The sequence below is a fragment of the Pseudomonas helmanticensis genome (assembly GCF_900182985.1).
Lineage (GTDB): Bacteria > Pseudomonadota > Gammaproteobacteria > Pseudomonadales > Pseudomonadaceae > Aquipseudomonas > Aquipseudomonas helmanticensis.
Window position 1 is genome coordinate 1,040,520 of sequence record NZ_FXUY01000002.1, and the last position, 26,427, is coordinate 1,066,946.

The following is a 26,427-nucleotide window of genomic DNA, read 5'->3' on the forward strand; positions in this document are numbered from 1 at the left end:
CCTACACGGATAGGGGTTCGATGTAGGAGCTGCCGCAGGCTGCGATCTTTTCAGGCTTCGCCTGTTTCATCGTCCGACTCTGGTTTTACCTGCTCCCACAACTCGGCCGCACCGGGAAACTCGGTGCCATCCTCCGGGCTCATGTCCTCCGGGTCGTAGCGACTCAAACAACCCTCGCCCAACGTCGCCGGTGCTTTGGAAGTGGCTTTGTCCAGTGGATCGGTCATGGCTTTTCCTCAAAGCAGAAATGACAAAGGGCCTGGACGATTGAACGCCCAGACCCTTCGTTTTTCAAGCCTGTGTGAGTTCGATCAGAACACCACGGTCTTGTTGCCATGCACCAGCACGCGATCTTCGAGGTGATAACGCAGGCCTCGCGCCAACACCATTTTCTCGACGTCACGGCCGAAACGCACCATGTCTTCGATGCTGTCGCTGTGGCTGACGCGCACCACGTCCTGCTCGATGATCGGGCCGGCGTCCAGCTCTTCGGTCACGTAGTGGCAGGTCGCACCGATCAGTTTCACGCCACGCAGGGAAGCCTGGTGGTACGGCTTGGCGCCGACGAACGACGGCAGGAAGCTGTGGTGAATGTTGATGACCTTGTGCGCGTATTCGCGGCACATGTCCGGCGGCAGGATTTGCATGTAGCGCGCCAGCACCACCACTTCGGCGTCGTGCTGTTTGACCAGGCGCGACACTTCGTCGAAGGCCGGTTGCTTGTCCTGCGGATTGACCGGGACATGGTAATAAGGAATGCCGTGCCACTCGACCATGCTGCGCAGATCGTCATGGTTGGAAATAACACAGGAGATGTCGCAGTCCAGTTCGTCGCTGTGCCAGCGGTGCAGCAAGTCGGCGAGGCAGTGGGATTCGCGGCTGGCCATCAGCACCACGCGCTTTTTCTGCTCGGTATCGGTAATACGCCAGTCCATCGAGAACTCTTCGGCGATTGGCGCAAACTTCTCGCGCAATACTTCAATACCGAATGGCAGCGAATCGGCACGAATCTCGTGACGCATGAAGAACCAGCCGACCTGATTATCCGAGTGGTGGCTCGCTTCGGTGATCCAGCCATTGTGGGCTGCCAGAAAATTACTGACTTTGGCAACGATGCCAACGCGGTCCGGGCAAGATATCACCAGCCGAAAAGTGCGCATGAGGGGAAACTCCAGAACTTCGCAAAGGCCGCCATTCTAGCGACTGCGCAGGAAAACTGCAGTATTGATCAGCGCTGGCGTGGGCGCCGCCACGGCGTAAGGCGTTTTCACGGGGACGTTCGCCAGCATGATGGCGTGCTAATGGCGCTGCTTGATCAGACAAGTGTGAATATCTGTGATGACTGCATCACACTATTTAACTGAATATTCAATTTGCCGCTAATTCCCCGTAACTAATTCAAATAAAAACTCCGGTTAAATGTTTACTTGATGAAACAGCCTGACTATTATTGCGCCACTGTCCCTGCCATTCAGCACTCTACTAAGGTAGTAATCATGTCCTTGATCAACGAATACCGCGCCACCGAAGAAGCTATCAAAGAGCTGCAAGCCCGTTTGAAGAACCTGTCGCAAGACGACAAACTGCAAGCCGAGCTGGAATTCGAAGGCAAACTGCGCACCCTGATGGGCGAATACTCCAAGTCCCTGCGTGACATCATTGCCCTGCTGGATCCGGATGCAAAATCCAAAGCTCCACGTGGCGGCGCAGTAAAAACTACCGGCACCAAGCGTGCTCGCAAAGTTAAACAATACAAAAACCCGCACAACGGCGAAGTCATCGAAACCAAAGGTGGCAACCACAAAACTCTGAAAGAGTGGAAAGCCAAGTGGGGCGGTGACGTGGTTGAAGGCTGGGCTACCCTGCTGGGCTAAGCCGCAACGCCTTCGCAGAGCAATCTGCGATAAAAACAAACGCCAGCTTGCGCTGGCGTTTTTTTATGCCCGCCATTTGTGCGGCGGACATGTTCGATTTCAAAGATTCAAACGTTTGCGTAATGCCTCGACATAATTCTGCCATTCACCGAGTACCTGGTTTTGCATCGGCGTAGCATTTGGCAGCCATTGCTCTAGCGCCTGCGCAAAAGAATCGAGGGTATTCGGCGCGCCCATTTCGGCTTGCGACAAACGCTGCTGGCAAAATATTCTCCAGCGTTCCTGCTCTGCAAAATTCAAGGTATCGGGAAAGTTGCGTGCTCGATATCGAAAGAGCAACTCAGGCAAACGTTCATCATCGAAAGGCCATTGCTCTTGCGCTAATTGCGCAGGGTCTGCGGTTCTCACTTGCTCACATAGACGTCGATCGCGGTCACCGATAAATCCGTCGTACAACTGTTGTTCCGGATCCTCGCTCGGGGTGAAGTCTTCGCTGGCATAAATCGTCGCAACTTTATCTTTCCAGACTAGTTGTGCGTCAGTTAGCCGCAGTGCCCGTTCCTGATAAAGCGTCATGTCCAGGCCCAGGCGTTGCTGATCTGCCGGACGCAACACCGCCAGCGGTGCGACCACCGGGCAACGGTTGACGTGAATCAGCTTCAGCGGCACCGGCAACTCACCTTCCAGCAAGTCATCGCGGCGGGTGTACAGGCGCTGGCGCAGGGTTTGTGCGTCGAGGTCGAGCAAACCCTGCGGGTCGAGGTGCAGGTCGCAGACGATCAAGGCGTTACGGTTTTTCGGGTGCCAGGCCAGTGGCAGTACCACTCCGATGTAATTGCGCGCCGCTGAAAAACGCCCGGAAACATGCACCATCGGCTGCAAAAGACGAATCTGGTCCATGACTTTCTGCTTGCTGCGCAACTGGAACAGCCAGTCATACAGCTTGGGTTGTTTCTCGCGGATCAGCCGCGCCAGCGCGATGGTTGCGCGTACGTCCGACAACGCTTCGTGGGCATGGCCATGGTCAATATTGTTGGCGGCGGTCAGGCGTTCGAGCTTGAGGGTGACGCGGCCTTCGTCATCGGTCGGCCAGACCAGCCCGTCGGGGCGCAGTGCGTAGGCGGCGCGCACCACATCGATCAAGTCCCAGCGGCTGTTACCGCCTTGCCACTCACGGGCGTAGGGATCGAAGAAATTGCGATACAGGCTGTAGCGGGTCATCTCGTCGTCGAAACGCAAGGTGTTGTAACCGGCGCCGCAGGTACCGGGCGCCGCCAGTTGCGCATGCACCCGGGTCATGAAGTCGGCCTCGCTCAAACCCTTGTCGGCGAGCTGGCTCGGGGTGATGCCGGTAATCGCGCATGCCGCCGGATGCGGCAGGATGTCTTCGCTGGGCTGGCAATAGAGATTGACCGGCGCGTCGATTTCGTTGAGGTCGTGGTCGGTGCGAATCCCGGCAACCTGCAACGGGCGGTCGCTACGGGGATTGATGCCAGTGGTTTCGTAGTCGTACCAGAAGATGGAAGTCACGGGCGGTTCCTGAACTGAAGATCGGCGAAGTCTAGGCGCTCAACCGCGGTCGCGGCCAGCCTCGCGTCATTCAAGCACCTTGTGCCACACGATGTGCAATACATAGTTATGTCGTTTTCCCCCGAGAGGCTGCTAGCATCGGACCCACTTGCACCCCGAACAGGCGAACATCAGGTAGCCCATGCTCGAGACCACAGCACCGCCAAGGAAAGCACCGCTGACCCCGCCGCTCGATACGCGGCACCAGGTCGAAACGCCGGAAGGCATCGACCTGCCCTTGCGTCCGGCCGGGTTGATGGTGCGTGCGCTGGCTTTCACGATCGACCTGGGCCTGCGCGGGGTGATCCTCGGCGTGTTGTTCATTGCCCTCGCCTTCCTTGGCAAACTCGGCATGGGCCTCGGCTCGCTGCTGCTGTTTGCCGTGAGCTGGTGGTACATGGTGCTGTTCGAAGTGCTGCGCCAGGGACGCTCGCCGGGCAAACAGTGGATGGGCTTGCGGGTCGTCCATGATGACGGCACAGCGGTCGGCTGGTCAGCCTCGCTGCTGCGCAACCTGCTGCGATTCGTCGACTTGCTGCCCTTCGGCTATTTCTTCGGCGCCATCAGTTGCCTGCAACACCCGACGTTCAAACGCCTCGGCGACATCGCTGCCGGCACCCTGGTGGTTTACACCGAACGCCCTCTCAAGCGTCCGCAGTTGCCCGTCGCCGAACCTCGGCGCGCACCGGTCCCGCTGACCCTCAGCGAACAACGCGCGGTGCTCGGGTTTGCCGAGCGTCAGGGCGAGTTGTCGCCGGCAAGGGTCAATGAGCTGGCGGCACTGCTCGCCCAGCCCCTGCATATCTCCGCGCCGAAAGCGGTCACCGAACTCAACGGCATCGCTCGCGGCTTGTTGGGCCCGACATGAAACAGAGCCTTTTCGAAAGTCGTCACAAGGCCGAATGGGAGCGTTTTGCGCTGGCACTCGAACGCCTTGAACACGGCAAGCAAACCTCGCAGGTCAGCGGTTTCCCCAAGGCGTATCGCCGGCTGTGCCAGCACCTGGCGCTGGCGCAGGAACGTGGCTACAGCAGTTTTCTGATCGACTCGTTACAACAACAGGCGCTGCGCGGCCATCAGCAACTTTATCGCCATCGCAGTCGACTCGGCGCCAATCTGCTCAGTTTTGTCCTCGCGGACTTCCCGCGACTGGTGCGCGCCGAATGGCCCTTCGTACTGATTGCCGGCCTGTTGTTTTTCGGCAGTCTGATCGGTGTCGGTGTGCTGGTTTATGCATTTCCCGAACTGGTCTACAACCTGATTCCCGCCGATCAGGTGCGCGAGATGCAAGGCATGTACGACCCTGTCGCCGGGCACCTCGGGCGCACCGTCGAACGGGCGGCCAGCGAAGACTGGGTGATGTTCGGTTACTACGTGATGCACAACATCGGCATCGCTTTTCAGACCTTCGCCAGCGGATTGCTCGCCGGTGTCGGCAGTGCGTTCTTTCTGTTCTACAACGGTCTGGTGATCGGAGCCGTGGCCGGTCACCTGAGCGAAATCGGTTTCGGCCAGACCTTCTGGCCGTTTGTGATCGGCCATGGCGCCTTCGAACTCAGCGCCATTGCCCTGGCCGGCGCCGCTGGCTTGAAACTGGGTTGGGCACTGATTGCACCAGGGCGCCTGACTCGCGGCGAAGCGCTGCGCCTGGCCGCGCGCAAGAGCGTGTTGCTGATCTGCGGGGTCATGCTGTTCCTGCTGATCGCGGCGTTCATCGAGGCCTATTGGTCGTCGAAAACCGCTGTCACGCCGCTGACCAAATATGCCGTTGGCACAGGGCTTTGGGCGTTGGTGGCGATGTACCTGCTGTTCGCCGGAAGGATCCGCCATGCGCCTGAGTGACGCCACTGTGGTGATCCGCCCGCGCACCACTTGGGAAGCCATGGACCTCGGCGTGCTCATGAGTCAGCGTCATCGACGCCTGCTGATGACCAGTTGGGCGATCGTCACCCTGCCGCTGTTTGTCCTGCTCAGTCTGCTGCTGTGGGACTCGCCGTCGCTGGCGATCTTCATTTTCTGGTGGCTGAAACCTGCTTATGAACGCCTGCCGCTGTACATCCTGTCGAAAGCCCTGTTCGGCGAAACGCCCACACTCAAACAAGCCCTGCGCGCATGGCCGCGCCTGCTCAAGCCTCAACTGCTGGCCAGTCTGACCTGGCGACGGCTGAGTTTCAGCCGCAGCTTTCTGCTGCCGGTGATGCAGCTCGAGGGCCTCGACGGCGCTGCTCGGCAACAACGCCTGCAAGCGTTGTTGCAACGCAATGCGGGGGCCGCGCAATGGCTGACCATCATCGGCGTGCACCTGGAAACCGCGCTGTGGATCGGCTTGATGGTGCTGTTCTACATGTTGTTGCCCCAGCAGATCGAAACCGACTGGGACTGGCAGACTCTGATTCTCTCCGCCGATCATCACTGGCGTTGGCTGGAACATCTGACCAACGCTTTTTACGCGCTGATCCTCGTGGTCTGGGAACCGGTCTACGTCGCCTGCGGCTTCAGCCTTTACCTCAACCGCCGCACGCAACTGGAAGCCTGGGACATTGAACTGGTGTTCCGCCGCTTGCGCCAACGCCTGAACAACGGCGTACTCGGTGTGCTGTTGGCGATCTGTCTGGTGCTGCCGAATCTGCAACCGGCATGGGCCGCTGAAAACGCCAACGCTGACGATGCCCCGAGCGCTCCACGCCTGCTCAATCAGCCAGTGACCAGCCAGGCCGCGCACGACAGCATCAAGGCCCTGCTGGAGCAGGCACCGTTCAAGAACAAGCAATCCGTCACCCGCTACCGGTTTGGCGATGACCCGGCCGCACCGGCCACAGAGAACAAACCCGGTGAAGCTCCACAGTGGCTGAAAACCTTGCTGGGCTGGCTCGAGGGTCAGCATTTCAACGTTCTCGCCAAGGTCATTGAAGTGCTGCTGTGGGCCACGCTGATCGCCGCACTCGGCTGGCTGATCTGGCGCTATCGCGAGTTTCTGCGCACCTTCGTCAGTCGCCGGCCGAGTCTGCCAACACGCATCAAGCGACCGCAGCCACAACAAGCGTTTGGCCTGGACCTGAACCGAGAAACCCTGCCGGATGACATCGCCGGCAGCGCCGAACAACTCTGGCTGAGCGATCCGCGAGCAGCGTTGGGTCTGCTCTATCGAGGCTTGCTCAGCCATCTGCTGCATGACTATGCCCTGACACTGAAACCCGCCGACACGGAAAACCAGGTACTGGCGCGTATCGAACAAATGCAACGTCCAGAATTGCTGCTGTACAGCCGCAGCCTGACCCGGCACTGGCAAAACATGGCTTACGGGAATCGAATTCCGCCGGCACAGCTGCAACAAGAGCTGTGCAGCGGCTGGCGCGTGCTGTTCGACCGGGAATTGGCCCGTTGAACCGGCGCACGTTGTGGCTGGTTGGCGCCTTGATTGTCGTGCTGCTGGGCACGTTGAGCGTCTATCTGTTCCTCAAGGCGCGGCCTTATCAGGAAGTCGTCGATCACGGCCCCTCGCCAGCCGCGCAGGCCAATCCTTATCTGGCGGCAGAAATGTTCCTGCGTGAGCGCGGCCTCAACGTCAGCCATGCCGAGAGCCAGGCGGTACTCGCCGATATTGATCCGCGCGGGCATACGCTGTTGTTGTTCGGGGAGCGTTCGAAGATGCCACCGCGCCAGATCGATCAAGTCCTCAACTGGACCCGCGCGGGGGGGCGACTGGTGTTCGTCGCCGAATCGTTGTGGGATGAACGCAGCAAACAGAGCAACGACTTGCTGCTTGATCGGGTGCAGTTGCATCAGTCCCTGAGCAAGGACTTGAAGGATCCACCCGAAGATCAGGAACAAGACCGCTATCCGCAACTGACCAAGCTGTATCTGGAGGACGAAGACGCACCGGCCTACGCCGGTTTCGATACTGACTTTCACCTCGAAGACCCGAACAATCTCGCGCAGGCCTGGGCCAATAGCGCCAAGGCCACGCACATGATGCAACTGACCTATGGCCTCGGCACCGTCACCGTGGTCACCGATGCCGACCTGTGGAAAACCCCGTCGATTGGCGAATACGACAACGCCTGGCTGCTCTGGTATCTGAGCGCCGAGACTGACGTCACCCTGATCTACAACACTGAACACGAGGGTCTGTTGGCGCTGCTCTGGCGTTATTTCCCGCAGGCCATCGTCGCCCTGCTGGCGCTGATCGGCCTGTGGCTCTGGCACGTTGCTGTCCGCCACGGGCCTGTTCAGGCACCAGCGCCGACGGGCCGTCGCCAGTTGCAGGAACACCTGCGCGCCAGTGCCGATTTCATCCTGCGTCACAACGGCCAGCACACGCTGTTGCAAGCCTTGCAACAGGATGTACTGCGCCGCGCGCGACGCCGGCATCCCGGCTTCGACCAATTGAACGTTGCCGAACAATGGCTGGCGCTGTCGCGCCTGACCCGGCAACCGACCCGCGCCATCAGCCAGGCGCTGAGCCCGCCGCCGAAACAGCGCATGTCCGCCGCTGACTTCAGCCGTCAGGTCGCCCGCCTGCAAACCTTGAGGAACACGCTATGAGTGAACAGATCGAGCCCGGCAGCGCCAGCCACGCTGCCCAGCAACGCCAGCGTGCCAGCCAGTTGGCGCAAGCGTTGCGCAGCGAATTGCACAAGGCCGTGATCGGCCAGGAAGCAGTGATTGAAGATGTGCTGACTGCGCTGATTGCCGGCGGTCATGTGCTGCTCGAAGGCGTGCCCGGTTTGGGCAAGACCTTGCTGGTACGGGCGCTGGCGCGTTGCTTTGGCGGTGAGTTTGCGCGCATCCAGTTCACCCCCGACCTGATGCCCAGCGACGTCACCGGGCACGCGGTGTATGACCTGCACACCGAGCAGTTCAAGCTGCGCAAGGGACCGCTGTTCACCAACCTGCTGCTGGCCGACGAGATCAACCGGGCACCGGCGAAAACCCAGGCGGCGCTGCTCGAAGCCATGCAGGAGCGCCAGGTCACCCTCGAAGGTCGCGCCCTGCCGATCGCTCAACCGTTCATGGTGCTGGCCACGCAGAACCCGATCGAACAGGAAGGCACTTATCCGTTGCCGGAGGCAGAACTCGATCGCTTCATGCTCAAGGTGCGCATGGATTACCCCGATACCGATCAGGAGTTGAACATGGTGCGCCAGGTCAGCCGCTCGACTCGAGCCGACATGCTCGATGTGCAGCCGTTGCGCACGGTGTTGCAAGCCAAGGATGTGCAGGCCCTGCAACGGATTGCCAGTGATTTGCCGCTGGACGATCAGGTGCTCGACTATGCCGTGCGCCTGGCGCGCAGCACCCGCAGTTGGCCCGGCCTGACCCTCGGCGCCGGGCCTCGGGCGTCTATCGCTCTGGTGCGTTGCGGCCGGGCTCGTGCGTTGTTGCGCGGTGGTGAATTTGTGCTTCCCGACGACATCAAGGGCTGTGCACTGGCGGTGCTGCGTCATCGCGTGCGCATTGCGCCGGAGCTGGATATTGAAGGTTTGCAGGTTGATCAGGTGCTGCAGCAACTGCTCGACCAAGTGCCGGCGCCGCGCCTGTGAAACCGTCACGCCTGCTGCTGATGTGGCTGGCCGTTCTGCTGGCCGTCGGCACGCTGCTGGGCACCGTGCAGGCACTCGACATCCCGACACCCGCCAGCCTGTCGGCGGTCAGTTGGGGGTTGCTGCTGGCCCTGCTGGTATTGGCGCTGCTCGACGCCATCCGCCTCCAGCGCCTGCCCTCGCCCCGGGTGCAACGGCAGATGCCCGGGAGCCTCGCACTCGGCCGTTGGAGCGAGGTACGGTTGCAGGTCAGTCACGACTTCGGTGATCCCGTAACGGTAGAGGTCTTCGATCACGTGCCGCAGGGGCTGAGTGTCGAAAACCTGCCGCTGTCGGTCGAGCTGCAACCCGGTCAGTTCAGCGAGGTCGGCTATCGCCTGCGCCCGCTCAAGCGCGGTCATTTCACCTTCGAATTTTGCGAAATCAACCTGCCCAGCCCGCTGGGGCTGTGGTCCGGCAAACGCCTGCTCGCCGTGAGCGACGACATTCGCGTCTATCCGGACTTTGCAAAGCTCTACGACGGGCAGTTGCTGGCGGTGGACAACTGGCTCAGCCAGCTCGGTGTGCGCCAGCGCCAGCGTCGCGGGCAAGGCCTGGAATTTCATCAACTGCGCGAATTTCGCGAGGGCGACAGCCTGCGCCAGATCGACTGGAAGGCGACTGCCCGACAGCGCACGCCGATTGCCCGCGAGTACCAGGACGAGCGTGATCAGCAGATCATCTTCATGCTCGATTGCGGTCGACAAATGCGCAGCCAGGATGGCGAGCTGGCGCATTTCGACCATGCGCTGAATGCGTGTCTGCTGCTGAGTTACGTCGCGCTGCGGCAGGGCGATGCCGTGGGGTTGAGCACCTTCGCCGGCGATCAACCGCGATATCTCGCGCCGGTAAAAGGCGCCGGGCAACTGAACATTTTGCTTAACGCAGTCTACGATCTGGCGAGTAGCCAACGTCCGGCGGATTACCAGTCAGCCGTCCAACAGCTACTGACCCGTCAGAAACGCCGGGCACTGGTCATCCTGGTGACCAACCTGCGCGATGAAGACCATGGCGAACTGACCAACGCGGTCCAGCACCTGAACCGCCAGCATCAAGTGCTGGTGGTCAGCCTGCGCGAAGAAACGCTCGACCAGGTGCGCCAGGCCCCAGTGCAAACCCTGCCTGAAGCGCTGGCCTATTGCGGCACGGTGGATTACCTCAACGCCCGGGCTGAACTGCATGAGCGGTTGAATGCTCATGGAGTGCAGGTGCTGGATGTACGCTCTGGTGATTTGAGCACTGAGTTGGTGAACCGTTATTTGAGCTGGAAGCGGTCCGGCATTTTCTGACGCCGCTCCCATAGCCAATGAGAGACCTACTCATACAGGCATACTCATATTTGATCCTCCCCGAATTTTAGCAACGATGGTTCCCCTTGCAGGCAGAATGAATTTTACTTCTGCATAACCATCAGCGTTGGTCCTGGTAGAAGCGATTTCAGTATTGGGGAAGCTCCAGAAAACCTCCTCTCCCTGGATAGGTATGAAGGATCTGTTAGTCACTCGCGCACGCATGTGAGCCTCTCCACCAACACCGATCTGCCCGTGAAGCTTTGCAAGCTCAAACATCTGCGGCCTCGTTGCTGGATCAAACACTTCAAACTCGAGCAATCGCGAGCCACCCAAGACCACCGTTGCCTTCAGATCATGCTGACCCGTTTCACCCGGTCTGAAATCAATGCGTGACTTTCCGTCTTGTCCCGTGACCGTTGGCGGCAGCGACAGCTGCGGGTAGTCCCAGACGATCCTGACGCCAGCCAGCCCCCGGCCATCGTGGCGCGACACCACCCGGATTTCGGCCGTTGCATCCTGGCCCAGATTAATATTTGTATCGGGACTGGTAAGCGAATCAATCTCCGGCACTACGCCGACATATCCCAGTTGCGCCATATCCCAACCACCCAACCCACCCCGGACAGTTGCCGATAGGACGTCTTCGACTCCGGCCGGATACCTAAAGGTCAACCGAGCAATACCCTCCTCGTCCGTCACCGACGGGACCAAGGCATTACCAGCAAAATTCCACCGCACCTGCACACCAGCCAATGGCAAGCCGGTGCGTGCCGAAACCACTTTGGCAATGGCTACCGTCTGCTCCTCGTCCGGCGGCAACCGCGAACCTTGCGGCTCGTACAGTTCACTGATTTCGCGCGGTTCCTCAAGCGTGTACACCAGATCGACCGACTCCGAATAAACCGCATCCCCCACCGTTGCCGTCACCACCGCCGCACCTGGTGTCTGCGGTTTGAACCGTACACGGGCCACCCCATAAAAGTCGGTCAGGGTGGTCACCGTCCCCAAGGCTTCATTGCGCCAGGTCACTGCGATTCCCGCGATGCCCTTACCGGTGATGGACGAGACCACGGTCACCTGCTCGACCAGCTCCTGCTCCCATTCCAGCACCTGCTGAACACGACTATTGGCGAGAAGTTTCAACACTTGCTCGCCCACGCCCAACGACATCGCGTTGGCCGGTGACAGGCGCGCCAATCGCTCGGCGCTCAGGCGTAGCGCGAAACCGCCGTCCGTCACATCATCGCAGCGCAATGAGTAATGCAGGCCAAGCGCCGAGGGCCGGCGCGCAACGCCGAGCGCGGGTTCGAAGCGCAGCCCCAGCTCCGCAGGACCGCTACCGGTCAATCCCAAGGCCAGGTCTTGCTCGAACAATGGACTGCCATCCTCAAACAGCACTTCGACGACATGTGTGCCTCGGCGCCGCGGGAAGAAGGTTTGGCTGCCCCATGGCTGTTCGTCATGGCTATCGAAGCGCACCCGCACACCCTCCCAAGGGTCACGGGCGAGTGCCATAAAAGACAAGACGCGCTGCTCTTCGTAGCCGTCGAACGGGCTGAGCACACTGGCCAGCACCTGCTGCTGACCAGCGGTGCCCGGCGTCAAGCCAAAGCCCGACCAGCCAAGGTCATCGCTGGCGACTGTTTCGAGGCCGGCCGCCGTCTTCCACTGCACCGCCACCTGCGCCACCGCCTGGCCGGTGAATGCTGAAAACACCCTGACCCAACTCCAGGCTTTATCCTTGCCGATGACGGCATCAACCGCAAACTCGCGCCAGTCGCCAATGCGCAATTTGTTGTGGGCGAGCTGCATCGGGTTGGCGCTCATGGACAAACTCAATGCAGGCAAAAAAAGCCCGAGCGTAAAGTCACCGCAGACCTTGCTCGCAGTGAAGTCCAGACTCCATGCAATACCGCCATCGCTCAGCGTCTGGGTAACATGGAGCGGCGGTTCGACGCTTGCATCCAGCTCGCCGGCCGGTGTTCCCAGCCACATCAACGTTCCCTGCAGCCCCACCAAGGGGCTCAGCGCATTGGGTAAATAGCGCACGTTGTGTCTGGCGCCGAGGCATGGAAACAATCTCTGGCTGGCTATTGTCGCGGTCACCTGATCCAGCATCACCGTCAATTCGTCAAACAGCTCCGTAGCGATCAACCGACCGAACAACTCTCGGGGTGACGCCAGCACCGGGCTGCTCAATACCAGACTGAACAGGCTGCTGCTACTCGATGCGACTTGTGAACTGAACGTCCATTCCAGCCCCTTCGACTCCAGCTTCAAGGGCACGCCGATACCCGCGACGGTCAAGCCGATCCCCGGCGACTCACCGCGCCATTGCAGCGTTACCAACTGGTCGAGCAACGAACTGCCGGCCGTCGCTTCAATGCGCAGGGTGTGCGAAGCCCCACGCCAGCACAGCAACCCCAGCTCGGCCAGATCCACTTCAGTGTTGTCGAACAAGATCCTGATCTGATTCTTCCATGGACTGCTCGGCAATGCCTTGACTGCAAACGGCCGCTCGATTGCGAGCGCGTCGGCGTGCGCTCTGACGCGGGCGGTCACCACCAGGTCGCCACCCCGAGAGGGCTGGTAAAGCACGCTGGCCCAGCCACCGCTACCCGATTGGGTCGAGATCGTGCCTTCGGGCGTCAGCCAGTCGACCAATGCATTGTTGACCGGATCGCCGTCGCCACTGGTGACCACGTGCACCACTTGCACCACTTGAACCCGCAGCAGGACGCTTTCGCGCTCATCCACCACCGGAAACTTGTTAGCCTCCTGAACGTCACCGATGCGCACCAGGTTACGCGCGAGTGACATCGGTTTTCTGCTGGAGGGCGACAACAGCTTCGAACACGACAACAACAAATGGAAGCGACCGTCGAGTTTGTCCTGACAGATAAAATCCCAGCTCAGGTCTGTTGCCCCCACCGATACTGGCTCTTCCAGTTCAGGGCGCACCTGCACGCCCAACTGTGTCGCAGAATCCCCTTCCCAGCGCATGGCCAACTCAGTGCCGCGCAACACCTCAGGCAGCCGGACACTCAACTGATAGGTAGAACCACGATTGGGATATCCGGTCGTTTGCGCCCAAGGCAAGGCGTTGCCCTCGACCACCGCCAGCACGTCCTTCCATGGATCGGTCGCGAGTACCCGAACATCCAGCGTTGTAGTCTCGACGCCACTTGCATAGTACGGACTCGTTACCGAGGCCTTGATCGCAACATCGCCCGCAGTCGTGGGCAGGAAATCGAAATACGCCCACCCCTCGGGATCGGTGGGCGTAGTGCCGAGAATCCCCTGCCCGTCGATCGCCCAGGTCACCGTGCGCCCGGCCAGATATTGACCGGTGTACCAGGAGGCCACTCGCACGCCTAGCCGCACCGATTGCGCCAACTCCAGCACCGGGTAATACACGGCCTCCAGCTTCTCGCGAAACACCAGCCGGTGATGGCCCAGCGAGACCTGTATCGGGTAGGGCGCAGCGGTGTATTGGTTTACCAGTTTGATCGTGAACAGATACGGCCCCTGATCACCGATCAACGGGCACTGCAAAACCCACGGTAAATTCAGCGGATGATCGACGCCCCAGTCAGGCGTCGCGGTAACGGCGCCTTGCGGGTTATCGTCGCTGATCAACGCGGCTTTGGTGTATAGCCAGGGGCTGGCGGGTTCGGGAACACATTCAAGCCGATGCTGAAAGCCACCGTTTGAACCCAGGCACAGGTAGAGCAACCCGCTGGCCGGCAATTGCTCATCGTCCAGCTTCAGTGTCTGCAGCACTGCTGGCTCAAGGTGCAGGGCCAGATGAATGCGAGTGATCAGGATCCTCTGGTGATAGTCATCGGGATCAGCATTGGCCGGAGCGACCACCGTGACGCGGATCTTGTCCAGGCGCTGCAACGGCAGATCGAACGGAGCGTTGTACTCTATTGGCTCGAATACCAGCGGCGGTCTGCTGGCGACACTTGCCTGGTCCTCTGCAAGTTCGCGAGGGCTGGCCGGCGGCAACGAGATTTCTCTCAACACGGTTCCATCTTCAGCCGTGATGAGCATGCGGCCCGCTTCGGCATGCCGCGTTTCATACAGAAAACTCAATACATACCTGGCGCTGGCATCCGGCTCTACCGGTACGGTGACCTGCTGCCAGGCAGAACCAAGGTTGCCCGCAGAAAGCAGCCTGATCGGTACGCCGTCATACACCTCGCTGACGACTCTGACCTCACGCGGGTTGGCTCCTAGCGTCCAGTTTTCGATGCCCTGACTGAAATCACCATTGAGCAGCAGACTGTCATTGGCCTGAACGACTGGATCAAACATGATTGCCTGCTCCTTTGACATTGCGTGACTGACGGGAACTCATAGCCCGGGTGACCAGGTCTTTGACGGCAAGGGTAAACGTCGGCTCACCGGCCTTGGCCGTGTAGCGGATACGCACGATGACGTCGGTGAGCGATTTGAGCATCGGCGCTTGCCGCTCGCTCTTGGGCCACGGAAAGTGCAACTGCCAGCGCGAGACCGCCCCGGTGTTTTCGAACGGATTGAGCAAGCCTTCATCCGGTTTGCTGGCGTTCATTCCGGTGTCGGCGATGCCCACCGATAAACCGATCTGCTGGCCGCTGCGCAGATTGAACTGAACATCAGGTGGCGCCACTGCGCCTGTCGGCTGGTGCAGGTACTCAACCGAACGCGCCGTTGCCCGGGTGGCGGTCATGCTGCCGACCTGACGCAGCGTCGCCTGAACATCCTGGTAAGGGCCGGTCAGCACCGGAAGATCGACTTCGACCAGATTGATCAGCCGGCAGTACTCCCCCGGATGATCACGGTCGAACAGCAACTGCGTCAGCTGGAATTCCAGAGTGCCCTTGTCGATCAAGTCCTCCAGCGCCAGCGACCAGTTGGTAAATCCGCTCTGCGGATCGGCCGAATCATCGAACAGTTGCCGCAACGAAACGGTTTTTACCCGCTCCAGCCGACGCTCATGGCTTTGCAGATACAGGCGGTCCATGCGCAGCAGATATTCGCGCAGGTGCTCGCCGGCGGTCAGGCCGTGACGGTTGTCCAGCCAGACTTGTGGCAACGCATCGTCGGTATCGTCGTCACCGGTTTCGGCGCTCAGCGACGCGCGGGCGCTCAGACACAGGCTGACCACCGCGTCGTAGGCCTGATAGTGCAAGGCTTTGAGTTGCCCCAACAGCCAGCCGAACAATTCAGCGTTGCTGGCGCGCTTTTTCAGGTAGTTGTAGAGGGTCAATGCTTGAGCGTTGGCGCGTAAGGTCTGCTCCAGGCTGGCCTTGGCCGCTTCCAGCGCAAACGCCTGCGCGCTAAGTTGCTCGTCAATGGCTTGCACCTCGGACCGAGCCTGATCGCGTTGCAACTCCCACTCTCGGCGACGCAGGCGATAACTCTCGGTGAGTGCCTGTTTTTCCGCGTCGGTCTGCAAAGCCATGGCGCCGATTTGCAACCCGAAGACCACTGCATCGGTGATGGCATCCAGGCGACTGCCACCGACGGCCATGCCGAAAATATTCGGCAGATTGGCCAGCACTGCCCCTCCGCCCTTCAGCGCGACGGCGCCCAGATTAAGATCTTTGGAGATCTGCAGTTTTTCCATGACCTGATATTCAGCATCGGTCACGTTTTCGTCGTACCAGGCCTGATACCGGCCGGCCCGCTCCTGCACCATGCTGCGGCTCTGAGCCAGAGCGGTAACGCTCGCCTGTAAATGGGCAATCGATTGCTCCTGCACAATGCGTGCATAGTCGCCCAGCTCCTTCATGTGTTCCTGTTGCATTTCCTCCTGTTCAGCACGGTCACGTTGTTCGATCAGGCGCAAAACCTGACTGCCGTATTCCTGCAGGGTCTGCACCGCACGCAGTGCCGACTCGTAAGTGACACGCCAGCGAAACGCGCCCACCACCAGACGGCCGCCCATTGGCCGAGGCCCGCCGATACCGCCGTCGGCCAAGTCGCGCAACAGTTGATTGGGATCGGTGGGCGGGCTGAACAACGGAACGCTCAGCGGTTTGCCATCCAGGGTCAGATTGTTGCGCAAATTGTTCAGGCGCTGGCCGGGCCAGTCGTACAGTTCGAGCAACTGTTGATTGATTGGCGTTTTGAACGGCTCGTTCGCCAGTAATCCCATCAGCGGCGCCGCTTCGGCGACCGCTGGAATCTGCGCAAGGGAATACGCCAACTCACGTTCAAACTGCTCGAGCGCCGGACGTGTATTACCCTGTTTCAGCAAGCTGTCGACCGTCTGCACTTCCCAGCGATCCACAGTCCGGGCCAAGGGCGGTTCACCCATCAGAAATTCGGCCTGCACGTAACACAACTTCGCGGCCACCAGCGCATCGCGGGTAAGCTGGCGGTAATACCAGTCACCCCAGGCGATGAGGTTTTTTACATACTCGGTGAATACCAGTTTGCTGTAGTGCTCGGGCGCCGCGTAAGCAATCGCGTCCGGATCGGTGGGCATCCGCACTTCGTGGCCCAGATTGCCCGTCTCCTGAAGCGGACGGCAACGCCAGTAACGGGGTTTCGGTGGAGAGTCCGACGTTGCGATGGCTTGCGGATCGAACAGGTAATGCAGCCAGCTTTGTGCCTCGGCAAACCGGTCTTCGGCCCGCAGACGCGCGGAGACCAGGTGCGGCAAGTGAAAAAACAGCTCCCAGAAATACAAGCCATTCGCGCCGTTGAATGCCCCGTTCGGCTCAGTGAACTTATCGTCTGCCTCAGGGACGGGTTCTTGCAGAAACTGCGTGTTCCAATCCAGCACCGCATCGACCGAGATGTTGCTGCGCTGTACCAGATCGGGACCGAACAGCGAGTTCAATCGGGCGCGGGGCAGCATTGCGGTCTGCCTGAAAGCGATGAACTGCGCCGCATCCCGGGTGTTTTTTTCCAGTGTCGGCGGGAGTGAACGGACGAAATCCCCCAACGACACCTTAAAGACCCGATTGCCGTGGGTTGGGTTACTCAGCGTGAATGTGGCCCCGCCTACAAACCCTCCTTTATTCCGTTTCAGCAATAGCCAGTCCGTTGCCCAGCCACCGGCAATGGGGAATGATCCCTTGACCTCCGCCGGATCTTCGCCCGCCCCGTGACTCAGCGTCAAAGTGAACTCGGCACTGGCGCTGCTCGCCAGATTTCTTGCCCTGCATTGTCCTCGAACCCAGAGATAGTCCTGGTTACCCACCTCTGCAAACACCGCCTGCAAGGTGAAGTAAGGCGCCATAACGCCTGTCCCCGGCCCTTCGAGCGCAATCGTCGGCTGAGTCGCAGGGGTCAACGGGTGCTGAACGACCAGTGCATCGGTAAAGCGATGCGTCGCCAGGTGATCGAGCCAACTGCCATCGTCTTCAGGCAGCCGACGAAACAACACGTCGCGCGTCGCACCGACTTTCAAGTCGCTGCCGTTGGTGAGCCATACACCCAGCCGGCCCTTGGGGTGGTAAGCGTCGATCAGCGTGGTCGCAATCAGCCGCGCGCCCACGCTTTTATCGGTGTCTTGTTCACTGCTGTGCAGGCTCAAGGGCGCCGACCAATCCCCACTCTGGTTCATGAACGCCAGATTGATGTCCAGTCGGTTCGGCAGGCTACGCTCCCCTGCCTGCCCCTTCACCTCGTCGTGCCACTCGGTCCAGACCAGGCACAAACGTCCGCTCCAGAACACCGGTCGCACATCCAGCACCCGCCCCCCCACCGGAATCTCGATCGCTTGCCATTCATCCCAAGCTGCTGGATTGACCGGTTCACCCGCTGTGGTCAGTTCGATCCCGGCCTTGCGCCAGAAATACTGAAACGGCTGCACCCGCTGCCGACCGACAAAATAGTAGGTGGCGCGAACCGCCGAATCGCCGTCCAGACAGCCACTGATAACGTCCAGGTTGCAGGTTTGTTCGAACGCTTTCAAATAACCCTGCAAGGCACGTTGCACCGAATCGCCGCTGAGGCGTGTCTGGTTCAAGTCATTTTCCAGCGCCTTGAACAGATGGGTCTTGCGCTGCCGCACGAACGGGGTGATGAAGTTTTCCGGGTGGAGCGCAATCATCGTCAGCGCAGCCCAGTCCGGATAGTTGTTGTACAGCTCCCAGAGCTTCAGATCGGCCTTATCGAACTCGACCTTTTCGTATCCTGGTTCAAGCTTGCGATAGGCCGCATGAATGAATTGCTGTGCACAGCTCGTCGCTTCCGCCACCCAGGAACTTTGCACCGGGTAATTATCCTGCGGGTCAAGACGCAATAATTCGAACAGATCCTGCGGCGTTCTCACAAAGGCATAACGGTCTTTGGCGACATGGCCAATGCAATACTCGACCAAGGCGTTACGGCGTTTTTCCAACAGTTCAGCCAGATTGCTCTGAGTCATGGTCTGTTCTTCCTGCGTCCTGGAGCACACGCGCCGTCAACGGGCGCAGTCATGGGGTAACTGGCGGGGCGTCGAACGTGATGGGCTCAAAAAACGCCGCGTTGGAACTGGCCTCGCACACCACGCTGAAGATGAAGGTGCCACCCGACGGGCTGGACACAAACACCCGTGTGATGCCCTCGGCATCGGTGTAGCTCTGTTCAGGGCGAATCACCGCCACGGGGAGTCCTGTATCGTCCCGGGCCTCGGCAAACCAGCGCACCAGACGGTTGCGTCCGAGATTTTTATAGTCATCGCGCAGCGTGGCGGTCAGCTCGAACTCCTGCCCCGCCGGTATTGGCTCCTCGGGTACCAGAGACATCAATGGCCCAGGGAAAAACAGCGTCTGAGCGTCATCGGTGACAGCGACCAGCGGTGCCTGCTGCGCATCGATCAGGGCCACCCAGAATAAAGGCACCTCCTGCCCCATGACCTTGCCCGGCAGGTATTCGACCTGCACAGTGCCATCGACTTGCGTGGCTTTCGCAGCGACCGTGCCCAGGCTCGTCTGCCAGTGCACGTACACGCCGCTCAACGCTTTGCCGCCGGGAGTCTTGAGCGTCACGGTAAAGATGATTTTTTCATCAGGTTTGTTGGCCACTACGTCGGTCTTGTCCGCAGTACAGATCATGCTGAGCAGCGGTTCAGGCACCTCATCGGCGAAAGACACCATCGGTGCGCGGGTTTCCGAGAGGCTGAGCACGGCTCGTTCGGCGGCGAGTCGATAAGCGTCCTTGTCGATCGCTTCAGGCAAATTGCCCAGCAGAAAAATCGTCTGGGCATCCATGCCACTGTGCGCCGCCAGTACGCGTATGCGCAGCAACAGGTCCAGTTGACTGAGGTTCTTCAGAATCTTGAGAGCAGGGTCGATGTGAATGACGCACTCGTGCACTTCCTGCACGCTCCAGTCAAAAAATGCCGCGAGCCGCCGTAATGCCGCCTGCTGCGCGAGCCACAACGCATCGACAGACAGATCATCGGTCAGGGCATTGACCTCGCGCAGATAGTCGAGCAATTTCTCGGCAGGTTGCTCGCTCAACTCGAACGCACGAGTCAACGCGCTCAGGAAATACAGCGTGCGCACCGACAACAGATGCCGGTCTTGCTGATCCATCCAGGCCTTGTGGCCGTACTGCAGAAGGTCCTCCAGCAGCCGGGCACTCAGGTTCAGCTTGCTCACCACCGCAGCGCGCCGCCGCACATCGGCCAACAGGCTCAACAAGGGATCCGGCTGTTCGGACGCACGCGCCTGCGGTGCAGACTGCTCGGCACGTTCCAGCACCCGGGCCAACAGTTGATACACCGTGGACTGCGCCCAGGTCAGTATGCGTAGCGAACGTTCGGCGTCGAGTGCGGTGTAGACCGCCAGACACTCTCTGGCCACCGACACTTGAGCCTCCCGTGCCCTTATCAGCACGCTCAACATGCGTTCGACGATGATTGCCCGCACTCCGGCGTCGTTTTCACCGAGTCCGTCCCTGACCGCCTGATCAAGCTTTTCTCTGGCAAAGAGCAGGTAGTCCGCCTCAGGCAAATCCGAAGCAATGACCAGCCCCGTGGCGTCGACCAGCGCTACCAGTAATTGCAGCCAGTCCAGCCCGACCAGCAAGGGGACGCCGGCCGTCTGCAGTCCGGCATTGCTGAACAATGAGGCTGGCAGCAAGTTGCGAATCTGCTCGAACAACTGACGTTCAGCCTCGGTGACCACCGCCAATGCCTGAGGTGGTGAAACCTGCTGCAACATCCACAACACCGGCATGTCGCGATCCTTGCACCAGGACGCGCAGGAATGCATGGCATAAATCAGGTTGAGAACGTCGGGAGGGGTTTCATCATCGCGGCGCTCGACCATGCGTGGCAGGCCTGCCAACCCGTTGATCCAGCTCTTGCCGCCCAACAGGGTCAGCATCAGTACGCCTTCGACCGGCGTAATGCCCAGCAACCGCGGCAACTTCACCAACCGGTAAAAACTCGAGATCACCGCCGCGCTGCGCTTGAGTTTGTTCCCCAGCCCATGTGCCTCGGCAATGGCCGCCGCCAGGTAAGCGTAGGTCTGCAGATCGATACTCAAACCGCTGCATAGCTGACTGATCGTCAAATCGCTCTCGCCTTGCGTCGGCAGTGCCGAAAACTCGCCACCGTCCAGCCGCATTGGCTGGCGATAGTCACCCTGACTGTTGAAGGTGCGGTCAAACAGCGAGAGCACCTGCGCCCGGCCATAAATCGACACTTCATCGATAAACGCCGCGAAGTCCTGGGCCGTGCAACCGTAGCGCTCGCGCAGTGACTGAAACAACCCCAGCGCATGCACGCTGTGCGTGGAAATCCAGTACGGATGAGCGGGTGTTGCCCCTCGCGCCTCGGCATGGATGGCTGCTGCCAGAAGCGCATCCACCTGGTCGCTGGGCAGGTCCAGCCATTGGTCCAGTCGCAGCTTGCGATTCATTCGCTCGTAGCGATCAATCGTCGTCGGCGCTTGCGTCAAGCGATGAAGAAACCCTCCGCTGGTGTCCCTGTAGTCGATATCGAGCACCGGCGATGTGCCGGCGTTGACAAAGACCGATCCGCAACGATGACTTTCCGTTTCCCCCGGCTGGGAATCTCCGTAAACAGCCACATTGGCCGAACGGGTCGGGGCGAACTCGCGAATCGACAGCAACGCCTCCAGGCCCCGCGAGTCCTGTCGGGTACGCTCGCCGAAGAATTTCACCTGATTGAGGTTTTGCCATCCAGCGCCGACCGTGCCGAAATTACGCGCGTAGTACGCATCCCGTGCATCGTCGTCCTCTGGGTCAATGGGGGCTTCAGTCAGTAACTCACGCTGATACGGACCCAGTCGCGAGGCATGGCTCAGTGCGCGTCCGGCATCGGTGTCCCACGCTTCGGACTGCAAAAAATAGGGATAGGCCAGGTCCACCATGTGGGTGATATTGCCCACCGAAAAACCGTGTTGACGGGCGACGAAATCGAGCGTGACCCAATGCTGAAAATACGGTAATCCATTGGGGTAGCGTGCCTCGAAGAGGGCGTCCTCCAGGTCCAGCTTTTTGGGGCTGTTTTTAATGATAAAGGTTTCAAGCACCGGGATAATGACGTCCAGCGCCGAGATCGCTTGATGCACGGCGTTGAAGTCGACGAGCAACTGTTTGAGATCCTGGCGGCGCAGGTGCAAATCCAGTTTGCTCGCGTCACCTTCAGGAAAGATCCGCTGATCGATCCAGCGTAACAATTCGATCAGATAGGCCACTGGCGAGTTCATCGCTTCCAGTGCCTGAGGCGGACAAAACTCATCGAACTTCGGATAGAACAGTCGCTCGTAGCTCGGCCCGTCAACGATCGACAGCAAACCACTGCCAGGATGGACCGATTGTGTCGAAGAATGGCGCAACGAGTGCTCGATGAAACGACGTCGCACGAAGATCGCCAGACTGTTGGCCCTGCGCAAAAATGCCTGCGCGTCCTCGGGATGCATGCTGTATTCGTCGACCAACCCGCGAACGCCGTGCTCCACCACATGAAAAATGGACCCGCCGCGCTCCAGATAGGTGCAGAAATCGACATAGCTGTCGCGTTGCGCTTCGCTGAACACATGCTTCAGTAGTTGCTCAACGGGACGAATCACCGGGTTAGTCATGGTCGGGTTCCCTGTATCGTTTTCGTGTCAGGATGTTTTTTCGCCTGACGAGCCGATGCTTTCATGCATGAATCTGAGTCATGCGGCGGCTGGGTGTCTACTGTCATAAATGACAGTAGACACCACCACTCTTCGGAAAAGAGATCAATCCTCAGGCGGCGATGACACGTCGAAACGATCGCTTTCGATCCAGTCGGACAGGGTCGAACCGTCCGCTGCGTCGGTGATGGTCTGCTGGAATCGGCACCAGTGGCCGCCGGGACTCAGCGTTTGCGTCGCCTCGCCGCGCCAGCCTTGCGCGGTAACGGCAAGGCCTGCGCTCAGGGCTTGTTCCGGGTCGAACCAGGTCACCACGCGACCGACGCCGGTGCGCCCTTTACCGACGAAGAGAAGCGGATTTTCGACCCAGCGCCCCGGCGCCGGCTCATCGATGACAGGCAGGTAAGTGCCGAGCACCACTGGGTGTGCAGCCGAGGCGGCAGATTCGAAGCCGTCACGCGAGGACACCGCCACCATATCGCAGGTGCCGGCGGGCTGATCCGGCTCAAGCGTCAATGACCAGCTACGATCCCCAAGCACCGGACTACGACCGGACAGCGTGCCCTTGCTGCCTGTCAGCGTGACCGTAACGGTGTCTCCCGGGTATCCGAATCCGGACACGACAACCGACCGACCGACATGCACGCCCCGCCCGGGGCTCTCGATGAACGGCGCTGCCGGCACCACTTTATAAATGCGCGACGCAGTGTCCTTCGATTCATGGGACTGAAAGAATTGCCTGGCCTTCACGGTGTAGTTGCCGATCGGTAACGCCACCTCGGCCTGCCATTTCCCCTCGCCACTGACGGGGACTTTATCGAGCAGGATTTCGCTCGGATTTTCACGCCAGAGCGTCACCTGACCGAAGGGTTCTCCAGTACCTGAGAACCTGGAGATTCGCGCCAACGACTGATTGTGTGCCGGCACATCGATTTTCGGGGGCAACAGCACCACAAAATAGCTGCGCACATCGCTGCGCAGGGATTCCCTGCCGGCGATGGTTTGCGTGGCGTCGATCTGATACTTGCGAAAATCGAGTTTTTTCAGTTCGATGAACCAGTCACCATGCGCCGTCAGCCGTTTCGGATCGCCCAATGCCCGACCGTATTGGGCGTCGCACAATTGCAGCGTGGCACCGCTAAACCCGTTGGTTCCGCGCACGATCAGGTCATAGTGGGTGTCTGCGTTTTCATCCGGTTCGGTGATCAGCGGTTTTTCCGGGCTGACCCAGAACGTTTGCGTCGCTGCCGGCGAGGCGCGCCCTGCCACGGTCTGTATCACCGTGACGGTATGCTCCTTGTCCGGTGCAAACCCGATGTCTCGTTTGAAAGCCCACGTGCCGCTGCTGCCACTGGGTTCGTGTCCGGTCGTACTGTCGCTGTACTTCAGGCTAAGTGTCGCGCCGGGCCAGCAAGTGCCGGAGATTTTCGGCGACAGGCCATCATCCTCGACAGCAGTGATCTCCGGTGCCAGCAATGGCACGCTGATGGTCATCTCCACGGGGTCGGAGGCCAGAGCACCTTGTTTTTGCACCAACAGCACAACCTTGCTGGTGTTCGGCTCCCAGCGTGATGATGCCTGTGCCCGCCAGCCCTGAGCCGTGACCGCTGCCGGCGGTGCAAGCGACGCGCCGGTCGCTTTGTCTGTCACTTGCACCGTGGCTCCGCTCACCCCCTTGCCCGTCAGGATCGGCGTGTAATCGACCACGGTGTAAGCCAGGTCGGTCGGCGCAGGAAAATGGTCGATATTGATGATCCGTTCGACCGCTTGCGACACGGCATTACCCAGCTTCTGCCGCACCTGCACCGTGCGTGTCGAGCCCGCTGCCCAAGGCTGCGATGCACGGCTAGACCAGCCTTGCACCGTGACTGTCGCCGGCGGCGCGACCGCGCTGCCGTTCGCCTTGTCCGTGATCTCGACCGATGCGCCGGTAACGCCTCTACCGGTGAACGTCGGGGTGTAATTGGCAACGGTGTGGGTCACATCCGTGGGCGGCGGCAGTGTTGATGAAACCTTGAACAGGTACTCCAGCGAAGGAATCCAGCCGCCGGCATTATCGGAAACCTTCTGCACGGCTTTAAGATCGTAATCGCCGATGGGCCAGTTCTGTGAGGTCGTCGTCCAGCGTCCTCCCTGCACGCTCACGGTGGGCGGCGGCGTTGCGCCTGTCGGGCCTTTGACGATCGTGATCTCGACCGTGGCGCCGGTAAAACCTGCGCCGGAAAACCCGGCAGTAGTGAGGGTTGGGTAACTGACGCTGACGGCGGTCAGTGCTGGAGGGCGGATTTTGAACAACCGCGACAGGCTCCGGCCCGACTCAAGACCGTTTTTGATTTGCTCGGCAACCAGAGAAGCAGGCCCCGGAGGCAGCGTGACGGAAGCACTCCATTGCGCTCCAGTCAAGACACTGCTCTGGCCAACCTGAACAGACCCCAAGTCCTTGAACAGAAAAACGGTAGCCCCTGCTTCACCCTTGATACCTGACACCGTAAAGGTCGTTGCCTGCAGTGAAGCAGCCGCCGGAGAGATAATTTCAGGTATCGTCGGCCGCAACTGAACCGTCACGGGCACTTTGTTTGAATACCCGACGTGGTTACCGTTGAAACTTGACTGGGCGTGAAAGACAAAAGGGCCTTCGGGCAGATCCTTGCTCAGGTTGACTGTCCATGTGCCGTTTCTGACAGTTGTTTCCCCGTAGGATGGGCCCCCTCCCTCTCTGTATATCGTGACCACTACACCATCGTTGGCCCCGGTTCCAGAGAGTTGAGGTCTGGGCTCACGTATCACATCATTCGCGTTAGGCCGAGTGATCTGCGCCGGGGCGTAGGCCACTGTGAATCGGTAATCCGTACGCCCGGAGTCCTGCCCACTCCAAGGGATGTAGTACTGGACAGAAAAGGTGTGCGGCCCCGGAACCAAGTCCGTAACATGTTGATAACGCCATTGGCCAGGGGCTGGCTCGGTAACCCCCTGCTTCGAGCCGTCATCAAAAAACACGTGAACAACCGCCGACGCCCTAGGGTCTTTGGTGCCGCTGATAATTGGCCTGGGCCCCAACTGATCGCCACTCTGGAAAGAGGTCATCAGCGGTTTTGCTGCGATGACAAACGACACGAAACCCCAGTTCTGCCATTCGTTCCTGATTCTCGCCCGGAAACCGAAATGGCCCATACCGTCACGACTGCTGGCGGTAACGCTTCTGAACAACACGCCAGCACTATTGGTATTTCCCGTGTAACGCTGGTTACTGTACTGGTCATCCAGTTGATATTCGAAAGTGCCTGACTCGCCGGCCTCGATATGAAAATACACCGGTGATACCAGCGCGTAATTTGAGCTGGAGGGCTGATGAAAAACAGGCGTGGGCCGCGCCAACAGTTGATCTGTTTCAGCGTCAGTATCAGCCGCTGCGGGCGTAACTACCGGGTCGGTGTCGGAAGCGGACTTTTCGTGATCGTCTGCCATGAGAGCTCCCTCTGGTGATGTCATGGTCATTGATGCTGTTAATGACTTGATACCCCTGAGGTACAGCGCTCGCCTACCTGTAAAATCTGACAGTCCTGACGAACGGTAGTGTTGCGTGGCGGTGTATTTCGTGGTGCTTCTCCAGCACGCCAGGAGGCTACAACGCCTTGCGCCTTTGCCTACAGATCCGCCTGAATCCGCTGGCTTGTGCGCATTGCTGATGCCCCGTAACGAGCTCCGTGCCGCTGCCAATCAGTGGTCGGGTTTAGTCGCCCGGGGTTATACGAGAAACGTCTTCGCCGGTGAGCATTCTGCTGCTGGATCTGGCGGACAGCCTGGAAGACAAACCCCGGCATCTGGCGATGGCGAACTATCAGTTGAGCGAGATGGGGTTTGTTGCTGGCGCAGAAGACGCTGGACAGTGAGCCGGCGATTGCTGTGGCCCAGGCGTCGATGACGGGGCGTCTGTACTAACGCTTTCGCGGGCAAGCCCGCTCCCACAGTGGCCAGTAGTGATCACAAAAGTTGTGTACGCCAGCGATCCTTGTGGGAGCGGGCTTGC

At 59.9% G+C, this 26,427-nt stretch carries 14 protein-coding genes and 1 pseudogene; 8 read left to right on the plus strand and 7 right to left on the minus strand.

What is annotated here, in order from left to right; translation table 11 throughout:
- Positions 1-50: 50 nt before the first annotated feature.
- Both QOL84_RS27550 and purU read right to left on the minus strand, forming a co-directional pair.
- The gene (locus QOL84_RS27550; RefSeq protein WP_283439261.1) at positions 51-227 is read right to left on the minus strand and encodes a hypothetical protein; all 177 of its coding nucleotides are present in this window, start codon (positions 225-227) and stop codon (positions 51-53) included.
- 84 nt (positions 228-311) lie between these two features.
- Positions 312-1,160 (minus strand): formyltetrahydrofolate deformylase, encoded by an 849-nt coding sequence (gene purU / locus QOL84_RS27555; RefSeq protein WP_016983125.1) that lies wholly within the window; start codon positions 1,158-1,160, stop codon positions 312-314.
- Between the two features lie 336 nt (positions 1,161-1,496).
- Here purU and mvaT point away from each other — a divergent pair, with 336 nt between their 5' ends.
- On the plus strand, positions 1,497-1,874 hold the full coding sequence (gene mvaT / locus QOL84_RS27560) for a histone-like nucleoid-structuring protein MvaT (RefSeq protein WP_064391821.1): 378 nt from the start codon (positions 1,497-1,499) through the stop codon (positions 1,872-1,874).
- Between the two features lie 99 nt (positions 1,875-1,973).
- On the opposite strand, the gene sbcB is transcribed toward mvaT, so the two are convergent.
- A complete protein-coding gene (gene sbcB, locus QOL84_RS27565; protein WP_283439262.1) occupies positions 1,974-3,404 on the minus strand; it encodes an exodeoxyribonuclease I in 1,431 nt (476 codons plus the stop codon).
- 181 nt (positions 3,405-3,585) lie between these two features.
- On the opposite strand from sbcB, the gene QOL84_RS27570 reads away from it, so the two are divergent.
- Genes QOL84_RS27570 through QOL84_RS27595 form a run of 6 tightly spaced genes read left to right on the plus strand, consistent with a single transcriptional unit; the run spans position 3,586 to position 10,314 of the window.
- A complete protein-coding gene (locus QOL84_RS27570; protein ID WP_283439263.1) occupies positions 3,586-4,311 on the plus strand; it encodes an RDD family protein in 726 nt (241 codons plus the stop codon).
- On the plus strand, positions 4,308-5,285 hold the full coding sequence (locus QOL84_RS27575) for a stage II sporulation protein M (protein WP_283439264.1): 978 nt from the start codon (positions 4,308-4,310) through the stop codon (positions 5,283-5,285). Before QOL84_RS27570 ends, QOL84_RS27575 begins: the two co-directional genes overlap by 4 nt.
- The gene (locus QOL84_RS27580) at positions 5,272-6,828 is read left to right on the plus strand and encodes a DUF4129 domain-containing protein (RefSeq protein WP_283439265.1); all 1,557 of its coding nucleotides are present in this window, start codon (positions 5,272-5,274) and stop codon (positions 6,826-6,828) included. Before QOL84_RS27575 ends, QOL84_RS27580 begins: the two co-directional genes overlap by 14 nt.
- Complete coding sequence (locus QOL84_RS27585) at positions 6,825-7,988, plus strand: DUF4350 domain-containing protein (protein ID WP_283439266.1); 1,164 nt, start codon at positions 6,825-6,827, stop codon at positions 7,986-7,988. The genes QOL84_RS27580 and QOL84_RS27585 overlap by 4 nt, the downstream gene beginning before the upstream one ends.
- Positions 7,985-8,986: an AAA family ATPase gene (locus QOL84_RS27590; RefSeq protein ID WP_283439267.1), complete on the plus strand. Its 1,002-nt coding sequence runs from the start codon at positions 7,985-7,987 to the stop codon at positions 8,984-8,986. Before QOL84_RS27585 ends, QOL84_RS27590 begins: the two co-directional genes overlap by 4 nt.
- A complete protein-coding gene (locus QOL84_RS27595; RefSeq protein WP_283439268.1) occupies positions 8,983-10,314 on the plus strand; it encodes a DUF58 domain-containing protein in 1,332 nt (443 codons plus the stop codon). The genes QOL84_RS27590 and QOL84_RS27595 overlap by 4 nt, the downstream gene beginning before the upstream one ends.
- Positions 10,315-10,344: 30 nt before the next feature.
- Here QOL84_RS27595 and QOL84_RS27600 read toward each other — a convergent pair whose 3' ends face one another.
- The 4 genes from QOL84_RS27600 to QOL84_RS27615 all read right to left on the minus strand — a co-directional run bounded on the left by QOL84_RS27600 (position 10,345) and on the right by QOL84_RS27615 (position 25,865).
- A complete protein-coding gene (locus QOL84_RS27600; protein ID WP_283439269.1) occupies positions 10,345-14,637 on the minus strand; it encodes a hypothetical protein in 4,293 nt (1,430 codons plus the stop codon).
- Entirely contained in the window at positions 14,630-18,688 is a 4,059-nt protein-coding gene (locus QOL84_RS27605; protein ID WP_283439270.1) for a Tc toxin subunit A-related protein, read from the minus strand. Before QOL84_RS27605 ends, QOL84_RS27600 begins: the two co-directional genes overlap by 8 nt.
- 49 nt (positions 18,689-18,737) lie before the next feature.
- Positions 18,738-22,361 carry a Tc toxin subunit A gene (locus tag QOL84_RS27610; protein WP_283439271.1) on the minus strand — a complete coding sequence of 1,208 codons (3,624 nt, stop codon included), beginning with the start codon at positions 22,359-22,361 and terminating at the stop codon, positions 18,738-18,740.
- A 144-nt stretch (positions 22,362-22,505) separates the two neighbouring features.
- Positions 22,506-25,865, minus strand: coding sequence for an Ig-like domain-containing protein (locus QOL84_RS27615; RefSeq protein ID WP_283439272.1), 3,360 nt, complete (start codon positions 25,863-25,865; stop codon positions 22,506-22,508).
- A 287-nt stretch (positions 25,866-26,152) separates the two neighbouring features.
- On the opposite strand from QOL84_RS27615, the pseudogene QOL84_RS27620 reads away from it, so the two are divergent.
- Positions 26,153-26,339, plus strand: a pseudogene (locus QOL84_RS27620) (DUF6124 family protein); the annotation flags it as partial.
- Positions 26,340-26,427: the final 88 nt, after the last annotated feature.